Annotated in this window: 19 protein-coding genes and 1 tRNA gene; 12 read left to right on the top strand and 8 right to left on the bottom strand. The window is 41.8% G+C overall.

The features are described 5' to 3' along the window. The first annotated feature begins 13 nt into the window (after positions 1-13). The 8 genes from B5F91_RS02240 (at position 14) to dapA (ending at position 11545) form a co-directional block, all read left to right on the top strand. A complete protein-coding gene (locus tag B5F91_RS02240) occupies positions 14-691 on the top strand; it encodes an NUDIX domain-containing protein (RefSeq protein ID WP_087427643.1) in 678 nt (225 codons plus the stop codon). Positions 692-696: 5 nt separating this feature from the next. Further along, entirely contained in the window at positions 697-1386 is a 690-nt protein-coding gene (locus B5F91_RS02245; RefSeq protein ID WP_087427490.1) for an L-ribulose-5-phosphate 4-epimerase, read from the top strand. A 39-nt stretch (positions 1387-1425) separates the two neighbouring features. Beyond that, positions 1426-2949, top strand: a complete 1524-nt coding sequence (araA, locus tag B5F91_RS02250) for an L-arabinose isomerase (RefSeq protein WP_087427491.1) — start codon at positions 1426-1428, stop codon at positions 2947-2949. A gap of 107 nt (positions 2950-3056) precedes the next feature. Beyond that, on the top strand, positions 3057-4661 hold the full coding sequence (locus tag B5F91_RS02255; protein ID WP_087427492.1) for an FGGY-family carbohydrate kinase: 1605 nt from the start codon (positions 3057-3059) through the stop codon (positions 4659-4661). A 31-nt stretch (positions 4662-4692) separates the two neighbouring features. Beyond that, on the top strand, positions 4693-6237 hold the full coding sequence (locus tag B5F91_RS02260; protein WP_087427493.1) for an alpha-N-arabinofuranosidase: 1545 nt from the start codon (positions 4693-4695) through the stop codon (positions 6235-6237). A 7-nt stretch (positions 6238-6244) separates the two neighbouring features. Continuing rightward, a complete protein-coding gene (locus tag B5F91_RS02265; RefSeq protein WP_087427494.1) occupies positions 6245-8218 on the top strand; it encodes an alpha-L-arabinofuranosidase C-terminal domain-containing protein in 1974 nt (657 codons plus the stop codon). A 201-nt stretch (positions 8219-8419) separates the two neighbouring features. Next, complete coding sequence (gene ligA / locus B5F91_RS02270) at positions 8420-10423, top strand: NAD-dependent DNA ligase LigA (protein ID WP_087427495.1); 2004 nt, start codon at positions 8420-8422, stop codon at positions 10421-10423. A 228-nt stretch (positions 10424-10651) separates the two neighbouring features. After that, positions 10652-11545 (top strand): 4-hydroxy-tetrahydrodipicolinate synthase, encoded by an 894-nt coding sequence (gene dapA / locus B5F91_RS02275; RefSeq protein WP_087427496.1) that lies wholly within the window; start codon positions 10652-10654, stop codon positions 11543-11545. Positions 11546-11637: 92 nt separating this feature from the next. On the opposite strand, the gene B5F91_RS02280 is transcribed toward dapA, so the two are convergent. Both B5F91_RS02280 and uxaC read right to left on the bottom strand, forming a co-directional pair. Next, on the bottom strand, positions 11638-12444 hold the full coding sequence (locus tag B5F91_RS02280) for an MBL fold metallo-hydrolase (protein ID WP_087427497.1): 807 nt from the start codon (positions 12442-12444) through the stop codon (positions 11638-11640). A 103-nt stretch (positions 12445-12547) separates the two neighbouring features. Further along, positions 12548-13954, bottom strand: coding sequence for a glucuronate isomerase (gene uxaC, locus B5F91_RS02285; RefSeq protein ID WP_087427498.1), 1407 nt, complete (start codon positions 13952-13954; stop codon positions 12548-12550). A gap of 331 nt (positions 13955-14285) precedes the next feature. Here uxaC and B5F91_RS02290 point away from each other — a divergent pair, with 331 nt between their 5' ends. The 4 genes from B5F91_RS02290 to B5F91_RS02305 all read left to right on the top strand — a co-directional run bounded on the left by B5F91_RS02290 (position 14286) and on the right by B5F91_RS02305 (position 18717). Next, positions 14286-15725 carry a tagaturonate reductase gene (locus tag B5F91_RS02290; protein WP_087427499.1) on the top strand — a complete coding sequence of 480 codons (1440 nt, stop codon included), beginning with the start codon at positions 14286-14288 and terminating at the stop codon, positions 15723-15725. Between the two features lie 130 nt (positions 15726-15855). Further along, positions 15856-17184: a cobyrinate a,c-diamide synthase gene (locus B5F91_RS02295; protein ID WP_087427500.1), complete on the top strand. Its 1329-nt coding sequence runs from the start codon at positions 15856-15858 to the stop codon at positions 17182-17184. Between the two features lie 80 nt (positions 17185-17264). After that, positions 17265-17337, top strand: a tRNA-Gly gene (locus tag B5F91_RS02300). Positions 17338-17502: 165 nt separating this feature from the next. Beyond that, positions 17503-18717 carry a phage integrase SAM-like domain-containing protein gene (locus B5F91_RS02305; protein WP_087427501.1) on the top strand — a complete coding sequence of 405 codons (1215 nt, stop codon included), beginning with the start codon at positions 17503-17505 and terminating at the stop codon, positions 18715-18717. A 94-nt stretch (positions 18718-18811) separates the two neighbouring features. Here the strand turns inward: B5F91_RS02305 and B5F91_RS02310 are convergent, their stop codons facing one another. The 6 genes from B5F91_RS02310 to B5F91_RS02330 all read right to left on the bottom strand — a co-directional run bounded on the left by B5F91_RS02310 (position 18812) and on the right by B5F91_RS02330 (position 22927). Continuing rightward, a complete protein-coding gene (locus B5F91_RS02310; protein WP_087427502.1) occupies positions 18812-19282 on the bottom strand; it encodes a DUF6808 domain-containing protein in 471 nt (156 codons plus the stop codon). Further along, positions 19279-19722, bottom strand: coding sequence for an N-acetylmuramoyl-L-alanine amidase (locus B5F91_RS02315; RefSeq protein WP_087427503.1), 444 nt, complete (start codon positions 19720-19722; stop codon positions 19279-19281). Before B5F91_RS02315 ends, B5F91_RS02310 begins: the two co-directional genes overlap by 4 nt. Continuing rightward, positions 19719-19886, bottom strand: coding sequence for a hypothetical protein (locus B5F91_RS15100; RefSeq protein ID WP_158099877.1), 168 nt, complete (start codon positions 19884-19886; stop codon positions 19719-19721). The genes B5F91_RS02315 and B5F91_RS15100 overlap by 4 nt, the downstream gene beginning before the upstream one ends. A 181-nt stretch (positions 19887-20067) precedes the next feature. Continuing rightward, positions 20068-22317 (bottom strand): hypothetical protein, encoded by a 2250-nt coding sequence (locus tag B5F91_RS02320; protein ID WP_087427504.1) that lies wholly within the window; start codon positions 22315-22317, stop codon positions 20068-20070. A gap of 14 nt (positions 22318-22331) precedes the next feature. Beyond that, positions 22332-22688 carry a hypothetical protein gene (locus B5F91_RS02325; protein WP_087427505.1) on the bottom strand — a complete coding sequence of 119 codons (357 nt, stop codon included), beginning with the start codon at positions 22686-22688 and terminating at the stop codon, positions 22332-22334. Positions 22689-22705: 17 nt separating this feature from the next. After that, on the bottom strand, positions 22706-22927 hold the full coding sequence (locus tag B5F91_RS02330; protein WP_087427506.1) for a hypothetical protein: 222 nt from the start codon (positions 22925-22927) through the stop codon (positions 22706-22708). Between the last annotated feature and the right edge of the window lies 1 nt (position 22928).

The raw sequence follows: 22928 nt of genomic DNA on the forward strand, positions 1-22928 counted from the left end.
AGACATAATGATTATGGCTTCATATTACAGTAATAATCCTAAATTCTATGTAGGCGTTGACTGCATCATATTCGGTTTCGAGAAAGGACAGTTAAGCTTGTTGTTACTTCAACGGGATTTTGAACCTGCGAAAGGACAATGGTCGTTGATGGGCGGTTTTGTTCAAGAAAACGAAAGTGCGGATGATGCGGCAAAGCGGGTGCTGTATGAATTGACTGGATTAAAAGATGTATATATGGAGCATATTGGGGCTTTTGGCGAAATTCATAGAGACCCAGGTGAACGGGTTATTTCATTGGCATATTATGCTTTGGTTAACATTAACGAATATGATCGCGAATTAGTCCAACGGCATAATGCGCATTGGGTCAATATTGAAGAGTTGCCTGACTTGATTTTTGACCATAACCAGATGGTGGAAAAAGCAAGGACTGCAATGAAAGAAAAAGCTTCAACGGCCCCTATCGGATTTAATTTGCTTCCTGAATTGTTTACGCTCACCCAACTGCAAAGTCTGTATGAGGCTATCTATGGGGAAACGATGGATAAGCGTAATTTCAGGAAACGCATTGCTGATATGGGGTTTATAGAAAAAACAGATAAAATAGATAAAACAGGGTCGAAAAGAGGAGCTTCGCTTTATAAATTTAATAGCAAAGCTTACCGGAAAGACCCGAAATTCAAATTATAAAGATTATGTTAGAAGAATTAAAAGAAAAAGTATTCCGTGCTAACCTCGACTTAGTGAAACACGGACTGGTTATTTTCACTTGGGGAAATGTTTCTGGCATTGACCGTGAAAAAGGGCTGGTGGTCATCAAACCTAGCGGAGTGTCATACGATGAAATGAAGGCTTCAGATATGGTAGTGGTAGATTTGGACGGAAACGTGGTAGAAGGCGATTTGCGTCCGTCAAGTGATACACCTACTCATTTGGTTCTTTATAAAGCATTCAAGGAAATCGGGGGAGTGGTACATACTCATTCTACATACGCTACAGCGTGGGCGCAAGCCGGATGTGATATTCCGAATATAGGAACTACACACGCTGATTATTTTCACGAAGCCATTCCTTGTACGGATGATATGACCGAAGAGGAGGTAAAAGGTGAATATGAGTTGGAAACCGGAAATGTGATTGTAAAACGTTTTGAAGGTATAAATCCGGTGCATACACCTGGTGTATTGGTAAAGAACCACGGTCCGTTCTCGTGGGGTAAAGATGCACATGATGCTGTACATAATGCGGTAGTTATGGAACAAGTAGCTAAAATGGCAAGCATTGCTTATGCTGTTAATCCGCATCTGACCATGAATCCGTTGTTAGTAGAGAAACATTTCAGCCGTAAGCATGGACCGAACGCTTATTACGGACAGAAAAAATAATAGAAATTTAAGAAACCCAATTTAAAACAATAAACAACTATGAACACATTTGATCAATTTGAAGTATGGTTCGTAACAGGAGCACAGCTTCTGTACGGAGGTGATGCAGTTATTGCAGTAGACGCACATAGCAACGAAATGGTAGCCGGACTGAATAATAGCGGAAAGTTGCCGGTGAAAGTAGTATATAAAGGTACAGCAAATTCTTCAAAAGAAGTAGAAGCTGTAATGAAGGCAGCCAACAACGATGAAAAATGTATCGGTGTTATCACATGGATGCATACATTCTCGCCTGCTAAAATGTGGATTCACGGTTTGCAACAATTGAAGAAACCGTTGCTTCACTTGCACACTCAATATAACAAGGAAATTCCTTGGGATACCATGGATATGGACTTCATGAACTTGAACCAGTCGGCTCATGGCGACCGTGAATTCGGACACATTTGTACCCGTATGCGTATCCGTCGTAAAGTGGTTGTAGGCTATTGGCAAGACGAAGAAACTCAACGCAAGATTGCTGTCTGGATGCGTGTTTGCGCTGCATGGGCAGATGCTCAGGATATGTTGATTATCCGTTTCGGCGATCAGATGAACAACGTAGCCGTAACTGACGGTGACAAAGTAGAAGCCGAAGTACGTATGGGTTATCATGTAGATTATTGTCCAGTGAGTGAATTGATGGAATATCATGCTCAGGTGAAGGATGAGGATGTCAAAGCTTTGGTAGACGAATATTTCCGCTTGTATGATACCGACATCAATAATGATGGTCGTACCGCTGAATATACTGTGCTTTGGAATGCAGCTAAGGCAGAACTTGCTTTGCGTGCTATCTTGAAGGCTAAAGGAGCGAAAGGTTTCACTACCAATTTCGATGATTTGGGTCAGACAGACGGAAGCCACTTCGACCAAATTCCGGGACTCGCTTCTCAACGTTTGATGGCAGAAGGTTATGGATTCGGTGCAGAAGGCGACTGGAAATCGGCTGCTCTTTACCGTACGTTGTGGGTGATGAACCAAGGTTTGCCTAACGGTTGCTCATTCTTGGAAGACTATACCTTGAACTTCGACGGTGAAAACAGTGCTATCTTGCAGGCTCACATGTTGGAAGTATGTCCGTTGATTGCAGCTAAGAAACCTCGTTTGGAAGTTCATTTCTTAGGTATTGGCGTTCGCAAGAGCCAGACTGCACGTTTGGTATTTACCAGCAAGACCGGTGCAGGTTGCACGGCTACAGTTGTAGACTTGGGCAATCGTTTCCGTCTGATTGTAAACGATGTAGAATGTATCGAACCGAAACCGCTGCCTAAGTTGCCGGTAGCTTCTGCTTTGTGGATTCCGCAGCCTAACTTTGAAGTCGGAGCCGGTGCATGGATTTTGGCAGGTGGTACACACCATTCTTGCTTCTCATACGACCTGACTGCTGAATATTGGGAAGATTATGCAGAAATTGCAGGAATCGAAATGGTACATATCAATAAAGATACCACTATCAGCGATTTCAAGAAAGAACTTCGCATGAATGAAGTTTATTATATGCTGAATAAGGCACTTTGCTGATTGTAAAAGGGAACACAGAGACACGGAGACACTGAGTCTTAAATGATGTTTATCCTCTGTGCCTTTGTGTCTCTGTGTTTATTTCTAACTTTTTTAATTCTTATATCATGGATACAAACACAAAATCGATTATCGAATCGGGTAAAGCTATTTTAGGTATTGAATTCGGTTCGACCCGTATTAAGGCAGTGTTGATTGACCCGGAAAACAAACCTATTGCCCAAGGAAGCCATACGTGGGAAAATCAATTGATTGATGGACTTTGGACATATAGTATTGATGCCATTTGGAGCGGGCTTCAAGACTGTTATGCAGACCTTCGTGCAGATGTGAAAAAGCAATATGATACTGAAATCGAATCATTAGCGGCTATTGGAATCAGTGCTATGATGCACGGTTATATGGCGTTCAATGATAAAGAAGACATTCTTGTTCCTTTCCGTACATGGCGTAATACCAATACGGGGATAGCTGCTGCTGCTTTGTCTGAAGCTTTTGTTTATAATATTCCACTCCGCTGGAGCATTTCCCATTTATATCAGGCTATTTTGAATGGCGAACCGCATGTAAAGGATATAGACTATCTGACTACATTGGCAGGATATGTTCATTGGCAATTGACGGGGAAAAAGGTTTTAGGCATTGGCGATGCATCAGGTATGCTTCCTATTGACCCGGAAACTAAGAATTATTCGGCTGCAATGGTAGAAAAATTCGATAAAATGATTGCTCCGAAAGGATTCTCTTGGAAATTGACAGACATTCTTCCTAAAGTGCTTTTGGCAGGTGAAAATGCCGGTTTCCTTACTCCTGAAGGTGCCAAGAAGCTTGATGTGTCAGGACATTTGAAAGCTGGAACCCCGCTTTGTCCTCCCGAAGGTGATGCAGGCACGGGTATGGTAGCCACCAATGCAGTAAAGCAACGTACCGGAAATGTATCTGCGGGTACTTCATCGTTCTCAATGATTGTATTGGAGAAAGATTTGTCGAAGCCATACGAAGTAATTGATATGGTGACCACACCTGATGGAAGTCTGGTAGCAATGGTACATTGTAACAACTGTACTTCCGACCTTAATGCATGGGTGAACCTCTTCAAGGAATATCAGGAATTGTTGGGAGTTCCGGTAGATATGAATGAAGTATTCGGGAAATTGTATAATCATGCTTTGGAAGGTGATGCTGATTGTGGCGGATTGATATCTTATAACTATATTTCAGGCGAACCGGTGACCAAATTGGCTGAAGGAAGACCTTTGGTTGTACGTTCTGCCAATGATAAATTCAATCTAGCCAACTTCATGCGCGCGAATCTTTATGCCTCTGTTGCTGTATTGAAGATTGGTAATGACATTCTTTTCAATGAAGAGAAAATCAAAGTAGACCGCATCACAGGTCATGGCGGATTATTCAAGACCAAAGGGGTAGGCCAGCGTATTTTGGCAGCTGCTCTTAATTCACCTATTTCAGTTATGGAAACAGCTGGTGAAGGCGGTGCTTGGGGTATTGCTTTGTTAGGCTCTTATCTTGTAAACAATACTAAGAAACAATCGCTTGCCGATTTCTTGGACGAACGGGTCTTTGCTGGAAATACGGGCGTAGAAATCAAGCCTGTACCTGAAGATGTAGCAGGATTCAATGCTTATATTGAAAGCTATAAGGCTGGATTGCCTATCGAAGAAGCTGCTGTAAAATGCAAAATCAGTGAATAATGTTGAATGTAGAAGAAATAAAACAATACTTATGAAAACCAAATTTTTTATTAGTGGGTTGATGTTGAGTGCGGCTATGACTCTTTCTGCTCAGCAACAAGCAATTGTTACAATCCACGCAGACCAAGGAGAACAAATTATCCCGAAAGAAATTTACGGACAGTTTGCCGAACATCTGGGAACGTGTATTTATGGTGGCTTATGGGTAGGCGAAGATTCTCCTATCCCTAATACAAATGGCTATCGGAACGATGTGCTTGAAGCTTTGAAGAAGCTGAAAGTACCCGTATTGCGCTGGCCCGGCGGATGTTTTGCCGATGAATACCATTGGATGGACGGAATTGGTCCAAAAGAAAATCGTCCCCGCATGGTAAACAATAACTGGGGAGGTACGGTTGAAGACAACAGTTTCGGTACTCATGAATTCTTGAATCTTTGCGAAATGTTGGGATGTGAGCCGTACATTAGTGGAAATGTAGGCAGTGGAAGTGTAGAAGAAATGGCAAAATGGGTGGAATATATGACATCCGAACAAGGCAGCCCGATGGCTAAATTGCGTAAAGAGAATGGACGCGAGAAACCTTGGAAAGTCAAATATTTTGGCGTAGGTAACGAAAGCTGGGGATGCGGCGGAAGTATGCGTCCGGAATATTATGCGGATTTGTATCGCCGTTATTCTACTTATTGCCGTAATTACAATGGCAATGTTTTGTTTAAGATTGCCAGCGGTGCCAGTGATTATGATTATAACTGGACAGAAGTGTTGATGCAGAACATCGGTCATCGTATGGATGGAGTATCTTTGCATTATTATACTGTTCCGGGTTGGACTGGAAGCAAAGGCTCTGCAACCAAATTCTCTACGGATGACTATTATTGGACAATGGGCAAATGCCGCGAGATAGAAGATGTGATGAAACGCCACATTGCTATTATGGATAAATACGACCCAAAGAAGCAAATCGCGTTGATTGTAGACGAGTGGGGTACTTGGTGGGATGAAGAACCCGGAACAGTGCCCGGACATTTGTATCAACAAAATACCATGCGTGATGCCTTTGTTGCTTCTTTGTCGTTGGATATTTTCCATAAATACACTGACCGTGTGAAGATGACGAATATCGCTCAAATTGCCAATGTACTCCAGTCTATGATTCTGACAAAAGAGGATAAGATGGTGTTGACTCCGACTTATCATGTCTTTGAGATGTATAATGTACATCAAGACGCGACATTCTTGCCGGCTGATTTGCAATGTGCTTATAAGAATGTGCGTGATGCGCGTAATGTGCCGATGATTAGTTCTACAGCTTCGCGTGACAAAGAAGGTCGTATTCATGTATCGCTTTCGAATATCAGTTTGACCGAATCAGCTGACGTAACCATTAATTTGGAAGGTATAAACGGCAAGCAAGTTTCAGGACGTATTCTAACTGCTGATAAGATTGATGATTATAATACGTTTGAAAATCCTGAAGTCATTGCACCGAAAGCATTTAAGGATGCAAAGATACAGAAAGGTGCATTGTTGGTGAAGATTCCTGCTAAATCAATTGTTGTATTGGAAATTAAATAATTGAACCATGAAAAAAACAACTGTTTTTAGTTTGATGCTGTCAGCTTGCTGTTTTGCAGGATTGTCTGCACAAGAAGCCAACCATTTTGTGGTAAAGGCTAATAAGTTGGGGGCGGAAATACAGCCAACTATGTATGGACACTTTTTTGAAGACATCAATTATGGTGCTGATGGAGGTCTGTATGCTGAGTTGATAAAAAACCGTTCGTTTGAGTTTCCGAATCGTTTGCAAGGTTGGAAAACTTTCGGCAAGGTAGCAGTGTTAGATAACGGGCCGTTCGACCGTAATCCTCACTATGTACGCCTTTCTAATCCGGGGCATGCACACAAGCGTACCGGACTGGAAAACGAAGGCTTCTTTGGTATCGGTTTGAAGGCGAATGAGAAATACCGTTTTAGCGTATGGGCAAAAGGAAACGGTCAGAAAATATTGGTTGAATTGATTGATCCGGCTTCGATGGGCGAGACTCAGGTAATGGTTTCGGGCGAAATCGAAATCAATTCTGCCGACTGGAAGAAGTACGAATTGGTGCTTACCGCTCCTCAAACCTTTGCTAAGGCGCATCTGCGCATCTTCTTGGCATCAGGCGGTGATGTGGACTTGGAGCACGTTTCTCTTTTCCCGGTTGATACATGGAAAGGGCGTGAGAACGGTTTGCGTAAAGACCTTGTGCAAGCATTGGTTGATACGAAACCCGGTGTGTTCCGTTTCCCGGGCGGCTGTATTGTAGAAGGAACGGAAATTGACGACCGTTACCAATGGAAAAATTCAGTTGGTCCGGTAGAAAACCGTCCGTTGAACTCAAACCGTTGGGAATATACCTTCCCGCACCGTTATTATCCTGATTATCATCAGACATACGGTATGGGATTCTACGAACTTTTCTTGCTTTCAGAAGATATGGGGGCAGAACCGCTTCCGATTGTCAATGTAGGTTTGGCTTGCCAGTATCAGAATGATGACCCGAAAGCGCATGTACCCGTAGACCAATTGGACAGCTATATCCAGGATGCGCTCGACCTTATTGAATTTGCTAATGGTGACGAATCGACTGAATGGGGAAAATTGCGTGCCGATATGGGACATCCGGCACCGTTTAATCTGAAGTTTATCGGTGTGGGCAACGAACAATGGGGACCTGAATATCCCGAACGCTTGAAATATTTTGTTGATGCTATCCGTAAGGCATATCCAGACATTCAGATTATCGGTTCATCTGGTCCTAACTCAGAAGGTAAGGATTTCGATTACTTGTGGCCGGAAATGAAGAAACTGAAAGTGGATTTGGTAGACGAACATTTCTACCGTCCGGAAGATTGGTTCTTGAAATCAGGAAACCGTTATGATAATTACGACCGTAAGGGACCGAAAGTATTTGCAGGCGAATATGCTTGTCACGGAAAGGGCAAGAAATGGAATCATTTCCATGCTTCTTTGCTCGAAGCCGCTTTCTTGACAGGGGTAGAACGCAATGCTGATGTGGTTTATATGGCTACTTACGCTCCGCTGTTGGCTCATGTAGAAGGCTGGCAATGGCGTCCGGACTTGATTTGGTTCGATAACTTGCGCAGTGTACGTTCTTGCAGTTGGCATGTACAATATTTGTATGGTCACAATAAGGGAACACAAGTAGTACCTTTGTTAATGGACGGAAAAGCAGTAAGCGGACAAGCAGACCAGAATGGTTTGTTTGCTAGTGCCGTTTGGGATGAACCGACAAAGAGCTATATAATTAAGGTAGTGAATGTATCGGATAAGGCACAGCCGGTCAGCATCGAGTTTGACGGATTGAAGAAGAAGAAATTGGCAGAACAAGCTACTTGTATTCTTTTCCATTCGGATGAACCTGATGCAGAAAATACATTGGATAACCCGAATTTGATTGTTCCGAAAGAAAGTAAAGTATCGGTAGAAGGAAAGAATTTGCAGGCAGAAATTGGTGCACAGACTTTTGCTATCTATCGGATTGCTGTACAATAAGTATAAAACTATACATTTAAACGAAGCAGGCTTCATCGGTCATCGAAGCCTGCTTCGTTGCTTATTACATACGGCTTCATCGGCAGATGAAGCCGTATGCGTATAAAAAGAAGCCCAAATGAATGAGAATTAATCCGCACTATCCGCAGTTTATTCCGTAGATTTTTTCTACTTTTGCGTGAAACATCATCCATGAGTACTATGACAGAAATAGAAAGAATCGACCAGTTGCGTGAAGAACTGCATCTTCACAATTATAAATATTATGTAGAAAATGCGCCCGTCATTTCCGATCAGGAGTTCGACCGGTTGATGCGTGAGTTGCAAGACCTTGAAGCACGGCACCCCGAACATTACGACCCTAATTCGCCTTCGGTGCGGGTGGGAAGCGACATCAACAAGAACTTCGTTCAGGTAGAACACCGCTATCCGATGCTTTCGTTGGGGAATACGTATTCGCAAGCTGAAGTGACAGAGTTTTATGAACGTATCGCAAAAGCGTTGAACGAGGAGTTCGAAATCTGTTGTGAACTGAAATACGACGGAACTTCCATTTCGTTGACTTACGAAGACGGGAAGTTGGTGCGTGCCGTAACACGCGGAGACGGTGTGCGAGGAGATGACGTAACAGACAATGTGAAGACCATTCGCGCCATTCCGTTGGTGTTGCACGGCGAAGGCTATCCCCGTCAGTTCGAAATGCGTGGCGAAGTACTGATGCCGTGGAAAGTGTTCGAAGAATTGAACCGTGAACGCGAACTGCGCGAAGAGCCTTTGTTCGCTAATCCGAGAAACGCGGCTTCGGGTACACTGAAATTGCAGAATTCTGCAGAAGTGGCTGCTCGTAAGCTCGACTCTTACCTTTATTATATGTTGGGTGAAGACCTGCCTTACGACGGGCATTACGAGAATCTGCAAGAGGCTGCCCGGTGGGGATTCAAAATCTCACATGTATCACGTAAGGTGAAGACTCTACAGGAGATATTCGACTTTATCAATTATTGGGACGTGGAACGGAAGAACTTGCCCGTGGCTACCGACGGCATCGTATTGAAGGTAAACTCTCAACGCCAGCAGCGCAATCTGGGCTATACCGCCAAGTCACCCCGCTGGGCAATTGCTTATAAGTTTCAGGCGGAACGTGCCTTGACCCGTTTGCTGAAAGTCACCTACCAAGTGGGACGCACGGGAGCCGTTACACCGGTTGCCAATCTAGAACCTGTACAGTTGGCTGGTACGATAGTTAAACGTGCCTCGCTGCACAATGCCGATATCATCGCTTCGCTTGATTTGCATATCGGCGACAATGTATATGTGGAAAAGGGAGGCGAAATTATCCCCAAAATAACGGGTGTGGATGTGACTTCTCGTCCCGAAGGGAGCGAAAAAGTGACCTTCATCACTCATTGCCCCGAATGTGGAAGCCCGCTGGTGCGCTATGAAGACGAAGCTGCTTATTACTGTACCAACGAAAGTTCTTGTCCGCCACAGATAAAGGGAAAAATCGAACACTTCATTAGCCGACGTGCGATGAACATCGAGGGTTTAGGACCTGAAACCGTTGACCAATTTTATCAAGAGGGATTGATACACGATGTAGCAGACCTTTATACGCTGAAGGCAGAAGACCTCGTGCGCTTGGAGCGTATGGGCGAAAAGTCGGCGGAGAATATCATCCAAGGCATTGCCCGTTCATGTGAAGTGCCTTACGAGCGGGTACTTTTCGCGTTGGGCATCCGCTTTGTAGGAGAGACAGTAGCCAAGAAAGTAGCGCGCGCCTTCCGTTCCATAGACATATTGGCGGCAGCTACGCTCGATGACTTGATTCATGTAGACGAAATTGGCGAAAAGATAGCGGGCAGTATCCTGCGCTATTTTGCCGATGAGAAAAACCGCAATATTATCGAACGGTTGCGCTTGGCTGGCTTGAATTTGGAAGCCGATGAGGAAGACCTTGCGGGGCATACCGACAAGCTGCAAGGCAAGTCAATCGTCATTAGCGGTGTCTTCGCCCGCCATTCGCGCGATGAATATAAAGCGATGATAGAGAAACATGGAGGTAAGAATGTGGGCAGTATCTCGAAAAAGACCAGCTTCATTTTAGCAGGCGACAATATGGGTCCCAGCAAGTTGGAGAAAGCCCAAGCTTTGAATATTCCGATAATGAACGAAGATGAATTCTTGGCGATGGTGGGAGAATCGTAATATATTATCAAACGCAGAGGCGCAAAAACGCAAAGTTTTCAATTTAGAGAAAGCAAAGGGCGCATAAAACTTTGTAAACTTTGTCTTCTCAAAAATAGTCCTCCGCGTCTTTGCGTCTCTGCGTTTGATAAAATGGCGCAATATATAAATAATTAATAGCATATTTGTCATTTGAAAAGAAAATATTCGTACTTTTGCGAAAAGAATGTAGCATTTATAGTTTGATTTATGATACGAAAGAGACTGAAAGGAATGGGAGTGGCATTGGTCACTCCTTTCAACGAAGACGGGAGCGTGGATTATAATTCACTGCTCAGACTGGTGGAATACCAAATACAGAATGGAATTGATTTTCTTTGTGTATTGGGAACGACCGCCGAAACACCGACATTGACTTCCGAAGAAAAACAAAAGATAAAACAAGTCGTTATCGAACGGGTAAACGGACGGGTGCCTATCCTGTTGGGAGTGGGCAGCAACTGCACGCAGACGGTAGTCGATACATTGAAGAATGACGATATGACGGGAGTGGATGCCGTATTGGTAGCCGTACCTTATTATAATAAGCCTTCGCAGGAAGGTCTTTACCAGCATTATAAAGCCATTGCTCAAGCTACGGACTTGCCTATTGTGCTTTACAATGTGCCTGGACGCACTGGAGTGAATATGACGGCAGAAACCACTTTGCGTTTGGCACGTGATTTTGAGAACATTGTGGCTATCAAGGAAGCATCGGGCAACATTACCCAAATGGACGACATTATCAAAAACAAACCTGCCAACTTCGATGTCATTTCGGGAGATGACGGCATTACGTTCCCGCTTATCACTCTTGGAGCTGTGGGTGTGATTTCGGTTATTGGAAATGCCTTTCCGCGTGAGTTTAGCCGAATGGTCCGTTTGGCATTGGCTGGCGATTATCCTAGTGCATTGGCGATTCATCACCAATTCACTGAACTCTTCAAATTGCTTTTCGTCGACGGCAATCCAGCGGGAGTAAAGGCGATGCTCAGTATGATGGGAATGATTAAGAACCGTTTGCGTCTTCCATTAGTTCCTACCCGCATTACTACGTTCGAAGAGATGCGTCGCATCCTGAACGAACTACAGATAAAGTGCTGAAAGGTTATTGTCAAAAAAGGGGCTGTATCAAAATAAAAATCCACTTTCATTTTGATACAGCCCCTTTTTGTATGCATTTTTATGTTATAGGATTATTCGAAACAATAGAGTTCGGAGGGTAATGTTCGTTTTAGTGGTATGATTTGCACATCTCGTCCAGCTATGATTTCGTGTTCGCGCAAAGCCAATTCTACTGTCTTGTAAGCCAATTCGGGGTGATTATTGTCTTTACTCAAGTGGCATAGCCAAACGTATTTTAGGTTAGGCGGGAAATGTTCAGCCAAGAATTGGGCTGTTTCCCGATTGCTCATGTGCCCGTTGGCACCGGCGATACGTACTTTTAAATGGGGTGGGTAAGGACCCATTTGCAACATGGCATCATCGTAATTCGCCTCTATAATGAGGTAGTCGGCTCGCGCTATATAAGCTGCAGCTGTAGGTGTAATATGCCCCATATCGGTGAGGAATGCGAATGTTTTGCCGTATACTTCAATGCAATAGCCTACATTGTCAGTACCGTCGTGGGGTACTTCGAAACATGTGATATTGAAATCTCCTAATTGTATGTCTTTTTCTTTCTGAATCAAGCACGTATGTTCTGCTGCGAGTTTTTCCGTCATACAATAGCTTCGTTGGATGCCTTTGTGTATTTCTTGTGTGGCATAAACGGGGATATTGTACTTTTTTGATAAGTTGCCTACCGCTTTGATGTGGTCTGCATGGTCGTGTGTGATTAAAATTGCTTTAATCGTTTCCAGTTCTAAGTTGTATTCTTTGAATATCTTTTTTATTGTGCGGATACCTATGCCGGCATCTATTAATATACTGTATGTTTCAGTAGCAAGATAATAGCAGTTTCCACTGCTTCCGCTACCTAAACTCATAAATTGTACCTTCATGCTTTTCTATCTTTATATTTAAAAGGAATGCAAAGATACGAAAAAGAAAGAAGTCCGCCAAGCAAGCGGACTTCTCTTATAGAATCTGATAATGAAAAAACGATTAGAAATTGAAGAATCTCTTTGCGTTGTTGTAGCAGATGTCTTCTACCATTTGTTGGATACGCGGCATTTCTGATTCTGGAAGTTCACCGTTTTCAACATCGTTTCCTAATAAGTTGCACAATGTGCGGCGGAAATATTCATGGCGCGGATAAGACAAGAAGGAGCGTGAATCAGTCAGCATACCAACGAACCGGCTCAACAAGCCCAGTAATGAAAGGGCGTTCATTTGTTTTTCCATACCGTCTTTTTGGTCAAGGAACCACCAGCCTGAACCGAACTGGATTTTTCCGGGGATTGAACCGTCTTGGAAGTTACCCAGCATTGTAGCGATTACTTCATTGGCGCATGGGTTCAGGTTATACAAGATCGTTTTGGTCAGCTTGCCTTCAGAATTCAAGCGGTCAAGATATTTAGACATAGCTTTGGCTGTATTGAATTCGCCGATTGAATCAAAACCGGTATCAGGACCTAATAGCTTGAACATCTTGCTGTTGTTGTCGCGGATAGCACCATAGTGGAATTGTTGTGTCCAGCCTGTTTCCCAATCCATTTCACCAAATACAACCAACATAGCCGACTTGAATTTCAGGATTTCTTCCTTAGTCAATTCTGTGCCGCCATATACTTTATTAAAGATGGCACGGATTTCGGCATCAGTATAGTCTTCTGCATAGAATTCTTCAATACCGTGGTCAGACAATTTACAGCCTTGTTCAGCAAAGAATGCATGGCGTTTACGCAGTGCTTCAACCATATCGTCAAATGAAGAGATATTCACACCGCTCACTTCAGAAAGTTTTTCGATGTAACTACGGTAGTTAGCCGGAACTTCTACAGCCATGGCTTTGTCGGGACGCCATGTCGGCAACATCTTGATTTCGAAACCGCTTTCGCGTGTTGCGATATGATATTCTAGTGAATCGACTGGGTCATCTGTCGTACATACGGTTTCTACGTGATAACGGCGCATCAAGTTACGTGCTGAATATTCGGGAGTAGCAAGTTTTGCGTTACATTCATCGAAGATTTCACGTGCTGTAGAAGGGTTCAGGATTTTGTTGATGCCGAAAGCGGTTTTCAGTTCCAAATGTGTCCAATGGTACAACGGATTACGGAATGTATAAGGAACTGTTTCTGCCCATTTTTCAAACTTTTCCCAGTCGGTAGTGTCTTTGCCTGTGCAGTAGCGTTCATCTATACCATTGCTACGCATTGCACGCCATTTATAGTGGTCACCGCCCAGCCAAATTTCTGTGATTGACTTGAATTGATAATCATCAGCTACCATTTTTGGAATCAAATGACAGTGATAGTCGATAATCGGCATTTTAGCTGCGTGGTTGTGGTACAATTCCTGTGCTGTTTCTGTTTTCAGCAGGAAATTTTCGTCCATAAATTTTTTCATAAAGCTTTGTTTTTGGTTTATGTTTTATGTTTTTTTGTTAGGTATTTTCATGTTAAATCGATAATCGAGTGATTTTTTATGTTGAAGAACACAAATATCGTTTTATTTATCGTTATCGAACACGAAAGTAGAAATTTTATTTGGAATAACAAAATATTTCGTATATTTGCAGCGAATATTTAGTAAAATTAATCACTTCAATAATTGAATTAGAAAATAAGTGTCAATATTTATTACTGCTTTCCTATAAGGGGTCGTATAAGTGTTGTTGCTGATATATGATTGCTAATTAAAGAATATCAAAATACAGAACTTTAAAAATATTATAAGTATGAAACCATTAAACAAAGAAACTGCGAACAAGCCTGTTCGTCCTGAAAGAATCATTCAATTTGGTGAAGGTAACTTCTTGCGTGCATTTGTAGATTGGATTATCTACAACATGAATCAAAAGACCGATTTCAACAGCAGTGTAGTTATCGTGCAGCCGTTGGGCAAGGGTATGATTGATACATTGAACAATCAAGACTGTTTGTATCACGTTAATTTGCAAGGACTTGATAAAGGTCAAGTGGTAAATAGCCTGACATTGATTGATGTAGTAAGCCGTGCCTTGAATCCATATTCTCAGAATGATGAATTTATGAAATTGGCTGAACAACCCGAAATGCGTTTCGTTATCTCAAATACGACAGAAGCCGGTATCGCTTTTGACCCCGCTTGCAAATTGGAAGACGCTCCTGCTTCTTCTTATCCGGGCAAACTGACCCAATTGTTGTATCATCGTTTCAAGACATTCAATGGCGATATGTCAAAAGGTTTGATTATTTTCCCATGTGAATTGATTTTCTTGAACGGGCATAAGTTGAAAGAAACTATTTATCAATACATCGATTTGTGGAACTTGGGCGAAGATTTCAAGAATTGGTTCGAAAATGCTTGCGGTGTTTATGCGACATTGGTAGACCGTATCGTTCCGGGATTCCCGCGCAAGGAAATCGATGCCATTAAGGAAAAGCTCCAATATGATGATAATATGGTAGTTCAGGGAGAAATCTTCCATTTGTGGGTAATCGAGGCTCCGCAGGAAGTTGCAAAAGAATTCCCGGCAGATAAAGCAGGCTTGAATGTATTGTTCGTTCCGTCTGAAGCTCCGTATCATGAAAGAAAAGTTACTTTGCTGAATGGTCCTCATACCGTATTGTCGCCGGTCGCTTACCTGTCAGGAGTTAATATCGTTCGCGATGCTTGCCAGCATCCGGTTATCGGTAAGTTCATCCACAAAGTGATGTTCGATGAATTGATGGAAACCTTGAATTTGCCGAAAGCCGAATTGGAACAATTCGCCCATGATGTATTGGAACGCTTCAACAATCCGTTCGTTGACCATCAGGTAACTTCTATTATGCTGAATTCATTCCCGAAATACCAGACTCGTGACCTGCCGGGCTTGAAAGTATATTTGGAACGTAAAGGTGAACTTCCGAAAGGTTTGGTACTGGGCTTGGCTGCTATCATTACTTATTATAAAGGTGGTGTACGTGAAGACGGTGCCGAAATCGTTCCGAACGATGCTCCGGAAATCATGGATTTGCTGAAACAATTGTGGGCTACAGGTGATACACAAAAGATTGCAGAAGGTGTATTAGGCGCTGAATTTATCTGGGGTGAAGATTTGAATCAGATTCCAGGATTAACCGCAGCTGTAAAGGCGGATTTGGATAGCATTCAAGAAAAAGGCATGTTGGAAACTGTAAAGTCTATTTTGTAATTAATTGTTAGAAATTCCATAAAGGAAGGAGAAGAAGCTGTTGGAGAATCCAATGCTTTTCTCCTTCTTTTTTTATGCCTGCCGTTTCAATATTTTGTATTAATTTTGCTGTCGAAAAAAGAATATTGATATGAAGCCACAATTTCTAATAGGATCACCTACTTCCGGATGCGGGAAAACAACTTTTATGTTAGGGATGTTGCGTGTATTGCAACGGAAAGGCGTAAAAGTACAGCCATTTAAGTGTGGTCCCGATTTTATTGCTCCACAGTATCACGCTATTGCTTGTGATTATGAATCGGTGAATTTGGATGCTTGGCTGGCTTCACGCACACATATACAGTCAGTCTACAATCATTATGCCGAACAAGCTGATGTATGTATAATAGAGGGAAACAGGGGATTGTATGATGGGTATAACCGAATGGAAAACAGTAGCGCGGCTTTATCGCGGATGCTGAATGTGCCTGTCGTATTGATTGTAAATGCACGTGCTGTTGGCTATGCTATTGCTCCGGTTTTGTTTGGGATGAAGCGGTTCAATCCTTCAGTTCGGATAGCTGGAGTGGTCTTTACCCAAGTTGCTTCTCAGTCACATGAAGTTTCTTTGCGTGAAGCTTGTGTAGATGCAGGAATGGAATGTTTAGGATGCTTGCCTGTGGCAGAGGATATCCGTTTGCCTCAACGGCATCAGGGATTGACTCTTTCGGTTAGGCGTTCGTTTAGCGAATTGATAGATAGAATTGCTGATTTGGTAGAAGTACATATTGATGTAGATAAACTTTTGAACTTGTGTACACGTATTTTCCCTTGTCCTTATACATTGCCTTACACGTCAGAAGTAGGTATTGAGATGATACATCGCTCTGATAAGCAGTTGCATATAGCCATAGCTCGTGATCCGGCATTTTCTTTCTTATATCGGGAAAATTTGGATAAATTAGCCAGCATTGGTAAAATCAGCTATTTTAGTCCTGTGTATGGAAGTGATTTGCCTGAAGCTGATTATGTTTATATTCCGGGAGGATGTCCGGAGTTGTTTGCTCGCCAGCTTCATCGAAGAAAACGTTTGATGGGGCAATTGCGTGAATATGTAGAAGCAGGCGGGTATTTATTGGCAGAAGGTGAGGGGATGACTTTGCTTTCGCGTTCTTTGACTGTACGTCAAGGGGGGACTGCATACGATATGGCTGGAATTTTGCCTTTCGATTGTACATTGGTAGATGCTAATCCAAGCAATGGTTATCGTTTCATTCAATGTGGAAATGATACATTCAAAGGATATGAAAACCATTATTCAGTGTTGGCAACGTCATCGGATATGCAGATTCCTTCGATTGCTTTATATGGGCTTAGAGGAACAGAAACCGCTACACAAATCTTCCGGTATAAGAATCTGATTGCCGGATACACTCATTTGTATTGGGGGGAAAATGATATTTTTTCGCTTTGGAACTGAAAAATCGAATATTTGATTCGATTTTATTTGATTATTTCATAAATAAGGCTTATTTTTGTGCCCCGAAAGGAAAATCAAATGCGGCAGTAGCTCAGTTGGTAGAGCATCAGCTTCCCAAGCTGAGGGTCACGGGTTCGAGTCCCGCTTGCCGCTCAAAGGAAAGGAGGAATTTCAGCAATGATCTTCCTCCTTTTTATTTTGTATCAGGCATTTATGGAAGGAACCAATAAAAAGTATTGCAAAATTGTATTTTTACAAGTAGTATTTTTAGTATACAAGTAACTGTAAAATGTTTTAGCATTGTTTTAACTTATCGATATGGCTACGTTTAAACCGACAATATTTAAAGACAGGCAGCGTGAAGATAAAACATGGAATGTAACGATAAGATTCACGCATGACAGAAAGACAAGGTATCTTTCCACAACAATGTATGTAACGAAAAAAGACCTTACCGCAAGTCTCAAGATAAAGAACCAACAGATTCTCGATAGGTGCGATATGCTTATAAGAGAATACAGAAAAAAGATAGACGGGCTTTTTCTTGAGGTGAACGATATGGACATAGATTCCATCATTGAGGTTATGAAATCTGATAAAGGGAATAAGTCTGAAATTGATTTTGTGGAGTTTTCGCATAAATGGTTTGACAAGCACAGCGAACTGAAAGGGTTGAAGAATTACCGCAGTGCATTGAACTCTTTCTGCCTATTTATGGGAAGAAGCATTATTTATTGTAGCGAGATAACGGCAAAGACGATGAAGTCCTATGAAGAGTTTCTGTCAGGGAAAGAGCGCGCTAAATCATTATATATATCGAAGATAGTCAAACTTTTTAATGAAGCGAGAGAGTATTACAATGATGAAGAAAATGACATTATCAGAATCAAGAACAGTCTTTCAAAATACAAACCTCCTAAAATGAACGTGGCGGAGAAACGTGCATTAACAGTTGATGACATACGCCGGATTTTTGCCTTGCCGTATTCGGGCATAAAGGTAAAGGGGAAACAATGCCGCCGTGATTTGGCTTTGGATTGTTTCAAATTGTCGTTCTGCCTTATGGGAATGAACTCTGCCGACTTGTACAATGCCACGGATTATGACGGTGAATACATCACTTATTGTCGTACAAAGACCAAAGACCGCCGGAATGATCATGCAAAAATGGTTGTCAGGGTACATCCTATGATTAAGGAGTTGGTTGATAAATACAAAGGAGAGGAGAGGGTTTTCAATTTCCATGAACGGTTTTCTTCTATGGCAGACCTTAACCGCTCAATCAATATAGGATTAAAAGAAATAGGGAAGGAACTTGGAATTGAAAACATTCAGTTTTATTCGGCCCGACATTCAATGGCCACGATAGCGATTAATGATGTCAGGATAGACAAATGGACGGTAAATGAAATGCTTTGCCATACGGACTTGTCTATGAAAGTTACTGATCTTTATATAAAAAAAGACTTCACTCCGATTAATGAGGCTAATTTTAGACTGTTAGAGTATATGTTCTCTTGTGAAAAGAAGTAAACGAATTTACAGAGAACCTCCTTCCGGAATGCCGTTCGGTTGGAGTTTCGTTCTGATAAAGCGATTTCTACAGACACAGAGATACTTGTCTTTCTCAAAAGTTCCACAAATTCCAGTTCACGGTCACGGACAGCACGGGAGTTAGCCCGCTCTTACCCACACCATATCCGGCACTCAGACCGATGCCGAACCGCTTGGGCTTCGGCTGATGGACGACATCACGGTAGATATATCTGTCAACATACTGCGTCTGTCGGTATGTCCGGATGCTGTCGAGCGAAGGGCGCACGCCGCTCACCCATGCCGTGTAGGTGGAATCATCGGTATACATCTTCGCCTCCTTCAGGTGCTTGCATCCGTCCACCTCTATCGTATCTCCCGGAAGCCAGGCGATGTAAGGCATTGGCGAAAGCATCAACAGCGTATCGACCTTTGTCTGTGTGACCACGATAGGCGGTGCCTGTATCGTATCGGTCTTTACCGCCGGTTGCCTGCCTGTCGGACGGACGAACCAGCCCAAGACGAAACAGGCTATACCTATAATTATATAAGGAAGTGCTTTCATAGGTCGGAGTATTCGGTTTTTGCATCAAAGCACGGGCACTCCTTTATCCGCTCCCAGCTGTCAACAACACCGTTGCCGTTCTTATCGGGCGAAAAGTCCCGGTGTCCCTGAATCACTGCTGCCGGGTATTTCTTCTTCAGGTTGCCAAGCAATTGGCGTAACGCCTTTTTCTGGGCCTCCGTGCGGTTATCCACGCCTTTCCCGTTGGAATCGATACCACCGATATAGGCTACGTTCACCGATACACTGTTGAAGCCTTTCACCCCGTTGCTCACCCTGTCTTCGTCGAGTAACTGTGTAATATTCCCGTCCGGAGCCACTACGTAATGGTAGCCCGGATTCTTCCAGCCTTTGCGGCGGAACTCCGCCTGAAGGTCGGCGATTGTCTGCGTCTGCCTTCCCGCCGTGCAATGGACGGCTATGTACTTAATATCTCTCATGCTGCACCTCCTTCCACCTTTTCCAGCAGCGACAGCAGTTCCGTCAGGTCAGCATCGTAACCTACGATAGAGTCGGTCACGCATTTGTATGTCACTCCGTATTGCGTATAGTATTTACCTTTCTCCAATTCCATATTGTTGTTGTACGGTATCGGGTCTTCCAATGTTCCGTCTTTGTGGCGAACTTTTCAGTTTTTACCTTCTTGTTTTCGCCTCCCTTTCCTTTTTTTGTTTAAACTTTCCGAGTTATTCTACAATCTCAATACTTTGTGTCTTTGGGAACTTTAATAGTATTAGTTCCACTTTTTATCTTTGATGTTTTCATTATAAAATTTGTTTGATATTCTACGAGTTAAAAGATTTGTATATTTGAACCAATTGCTTTAGAATTACTTTTAGCATCAACTTCCATCCTAATTGTTCAGGATGTGTACGGTCACACATTGTAGCATATTCACCGTCTGCTATCCAAATATTTTCGCTTGCTTCTATCACAGTGCCGTCTACATCTTCACTACCTGGATGTACTGACACTCTTATATATTTAGTGTCTTCTGTGAGTTGAGCAAGTGTAGGGTGAGAAACATAAGTGTTTGTGATGTCAATATGACTTTTAATGAAAGATTTATTAGCATTGTAAAGTGCTACATTCTTTGTAAAACTAGTACTCCTATAAGTCTTATTATTATCGACCTGAATAAAGTCCGTGTAGTATGCCCCTTCTTCTGCCACTTCAGAGCCATTTTCGTCTAAAACATATCCTTTAGTAATAGTATCTTTAACATAAAGGTTATTATATCCAGTCATATTTTGAGCGGATATACCACACCCAGTTATGTCAATGAAATGCACTCCAGTCACCATACACGCCTTTCGTGCACACTCATTAAAAGCACTGCGATAGAATGTTTTATCATAGCTAAGACCTCCATCTAAGAATAGGTCTCCTTCGGGAATACCAATAAGGCATATTATTTTGTTCGGGTATTTATACTGTAAAATTCTGCATAGATTAACATACCTTTGAATTATGGTTTCACTACCGACAGATGCACCCAATTCTCCGAAGTTGTTAATATCTTCCCAATCTCCCAATTTAGTTATAGAATAACCCTCATACTTTGGATTGTTTATTCTATAAAAATCATTAGAGCCAACCATCGCTGATACTATGTCATTATCTCTATTATAATCGTAAGAGCCTGGATTGTTTGGGAAATTACCATTATTCAGTATATCTGAAGCGATAGCATCAATTGTTCCGCCGCCATGCCCAAATGAATTTGTATCAAAATAATATCCGTCATATTGCAAGTCAATAGATTGGGAACCATCTTGTATTCCGCTTAGTATTCCATAATACAAGCTATTTGCTAACGAATCTCCGCAATGCTTCCATTTTATAATTTTATTGCCTGTAGGTATAGAATTTTCTATAAAATATAAAGCCTTAGACCCATCAATACTTGATTGTGCTGGTTTTTTACCCTCTAATATATCATTGTAAGCAGGTTGATAATTCTTCGTTTCTGCACTTAATACAATGTATGACAATACTTGTATCTCAGCATTTAATGCTGCTCCTGAAGTATTTATAATATCCAAAATGAAAACAATATTGCTCCCGTTTGGCGTTACTTCCTTTTCTACTGTAATAATACCAGTCTGATTAATTTCAGTATTTAGGCAAGTAAATGTTCCGCTTAATGACTTGACATTTAAACGTGCTATGATAACATATTTATTGTTGTTTTCAATATTTACATAATCTGTTAAGTTTATATAAGAAAATCCACCTGATGTTTGATTCGTGACAGTCAATGTACCTTGTACATATTTCAAGCTACTCATTGTAACCTGTCCAGATATATCTGTCTTCGTAACATCTTCACATAAATTTTCAAATTCAGTAACAGCGGATTGCTCTTCACTTTCTGTAGACTCTGGTATGGAATTTTCTATTTCTTCTATCTTTTTGCCTTTTGTATTAATACCATACCCTTTAAATATGTCATCATATATATTATCGTATATCAATTCTGCGGGAATTATATTCAAATATAATACTTCAAATACATCTCCAACATTATTGTTAAAGATTCCGAACTGAACTGTTTGTAGAGTATCTGATGCTTTAATAGAATAAGCAATATAAGCATAGCTATCACTCTTTTTAAAAATCGTTTGAGTTAAATCGCCAGAAAAAAGTAAATTCAGTCTACTTTTATCAGCAGAAACATTATTAAACCTCACTACAGACAGTATCACATACTCATCATCTACGTGGGAATTTTTAAAAGTTTCATCTATATAATCATTAAAACGGAAATAAATGCCTGAATTAGACTGAGTAGTAACAACTCCTTTTGCCAATGTATTGCTTGATTGAAAAGATTTTATATCTATCAGGCGAATATCCGACATCTTTTCATATTCAAGAATTTGTAATTCGTTGATATAATCTTCTAGCTTGGAAAGTTTATTGTCAAGATTTCCACTACCGTCAGACATACCGACTGCTGCGCTTGATGTTACTGGGTATTCTATTTCTCCAGTAGAGGGGTTTTTTCTATATACTATATTCTTTTTTGCCATATCTGATATTTTTTTTAAATTACTACTTCGTCTGTTTCTTTTACAATCTGTGTTGTATTATCCAACATTTCCTTTGTGGCGAAACTTTCTTTATCAGAGTTGTATGTTGAAATGTCTAATTTAGTACCTAATTCAGTCTTCGTGGCAAATGTAGCCTTGTCCGAATTGTACGTCTCGGTGCTTACCTTTTCGTTCACTTCGTTTTTGGTAGCATATCCCGACAACTCCGGCTGCACGAACGTTTTAAGCGTAGACGCCTTTACATGTTTCGTCCCTTCTGTGTCTTGCAACAATAACGCTTCCGTCCCATCCAACTGTGTTTTTTCGGGGCGCTGGTTTATCGTCTCTCCTTGTATCTTTATCTCTGCCATAATCAATCATTTTTTAATCAGTTATAAACTATCGGTGTCCCGTCCTCTGTCAGAAGAACGGTATCAGTCGTATCCAACAGGATGGCATTCTCCAATATATACACGTCTTCCGATGGGGAAGGGGTGATTACACCCGTGTCCCTCACCTCGATGGATGCATTGAGCATCGTGTAATTAAGCACCACGATGTTCAGCCTCGATGCGTTCAGGTCCTCCATGTTAAGTCCTTCCCGTGCCATG

The organism is Bacteroides sp. An322, from assembly GCF_002161765.1.
Taxonomy (GTDB): domain Bacteria; phylum Bacteroidota; class Bacteroidia; order Bacteroidales; family Bacteroidaceae; genus Phocaeicola; species Phocaeicola merdavium.

Bases quoted from the DNA above. Each gene is read 5' to 3' on its own strand.
- B5F91_RS02240 (WP_087427643.1), top strand. From the start codon at position 14: ATGGCTTCATATTACAGTAATAATCCTAAATTCTATGTAGGCGTTGAC.
- B5F91_RS02245 (WP_087427490.1), top strand. From the start codon at position 697: ATGTTAGAAGAATTAAAAGAAAAAGTATTCCGTGCTAACCTCGACTTA.
- araA (WP_087427491.1), top strand. From the start codon at position 1,426: ATGAACACATTTGATCAATTTGAAGTATGGTTCGTAACAGGAGCACAG.
- B5F91_RS02255 (WP_087427492.1), top strand. From the start codon at position 3,057: ATGGATACAAACACAAAATCGATTATCGAATCGGGTAAAGCTATTTTA.
- B5F91_RS02260 (WP_087427493.1), top strand. From the start codon at position 4,693: ATGAAAACCAAATTTTTTATTAGTGGGTTGATGTTGAGTGCGGCTATG.
- B5F91_RS02265 (WP_087427494.1), top strand. From the start codon at position 6,245: ATGAAAAAAACAACTGTTTTTAGTTTGATGCTGTCAGCTTGCTGTTTT.
- ligA (WP_087427495.1), top strand. From the start codon at position 8,420: ATGACAGAAATAGAAAGAATCGACCAGTTGCGTGAAGAACTGCATCTT.
- dapA (WP_087427496.1), top strand. From the start codon at position 10,652: ATGATACGAAAGAGACTGAAAGGAATGGGAGTGGCATTGGTCACTCCT.
- B5F91_RS02280 (WP_087427497.1), bottom strand. From the start codon at position 12,444: ATGAAGGTACAATTTATGAGTTTAGGTAGCGGAAGCAGTGGAAACTGC.
- uxaC (WP_087427498.1), bottom strand. From the start codon at position 13,954: ATGAAAAAATTTATGGACGAAAATTTCCTGCTGAAAACAGAAACAGCA.
- B5F91_RS02290 (WP_087427499.1), top strand. From the start codon at position 14,286: ATGAAACCATTAAACAAAGAAACTGCGAACAAGCCTGTTCGTCCTGAA.
- B5F91_RS02295 (WP_087427500.1), top strand. From the start codon at position 15,856: ATGAAGCCACAATTTCTAATAGGATCACCTACTTCCGGATGCGGGAAA.
- B5F91_RS02305 (WP_087427501.1), top strand. From the start codon at position 17,503: ATGGCTACGTTTAAACCGACAATATTTAAAGACAGGCAGCGTGAAGAT.
- B5F91_RS02310 (WP_087427502.1), bottom strand. From the start codon at position 19,282: ATGAAAGCACTTCCTTATATAATTATAGGTATAGCCTGTTTCGTCTTG.
- B5F91_RS02315 (WP_087427503.1), bottom strand. From the start codon at position 19,722: ATGAGAGATATTAAGTACATAGCCGTCCATTGCACGGCGGGAAGGCAG.
- B5F91_RS02320 (WP_087427504.1), bottom strand. From the start codon at position 22,317: ATGGCAAAAAAGAATATAGTATATAGAAAAAACCCCTCTACTGGAGAA.
- B5F91_RS02325 (WP_087427505.1), bottom strand. From the start codon at position 22,688: ATGGCAGAGATAAAGATACAAGGAGAGACGATAAACCAGCGCCCCGAA.
- B5F91_RS02330 (WP_087427506.1), bottom strand. From the start codon at position 22,927: ATGGCACGGGAAGGACTTAACATGGAGGACCTGAACGCATCGAGGCTG.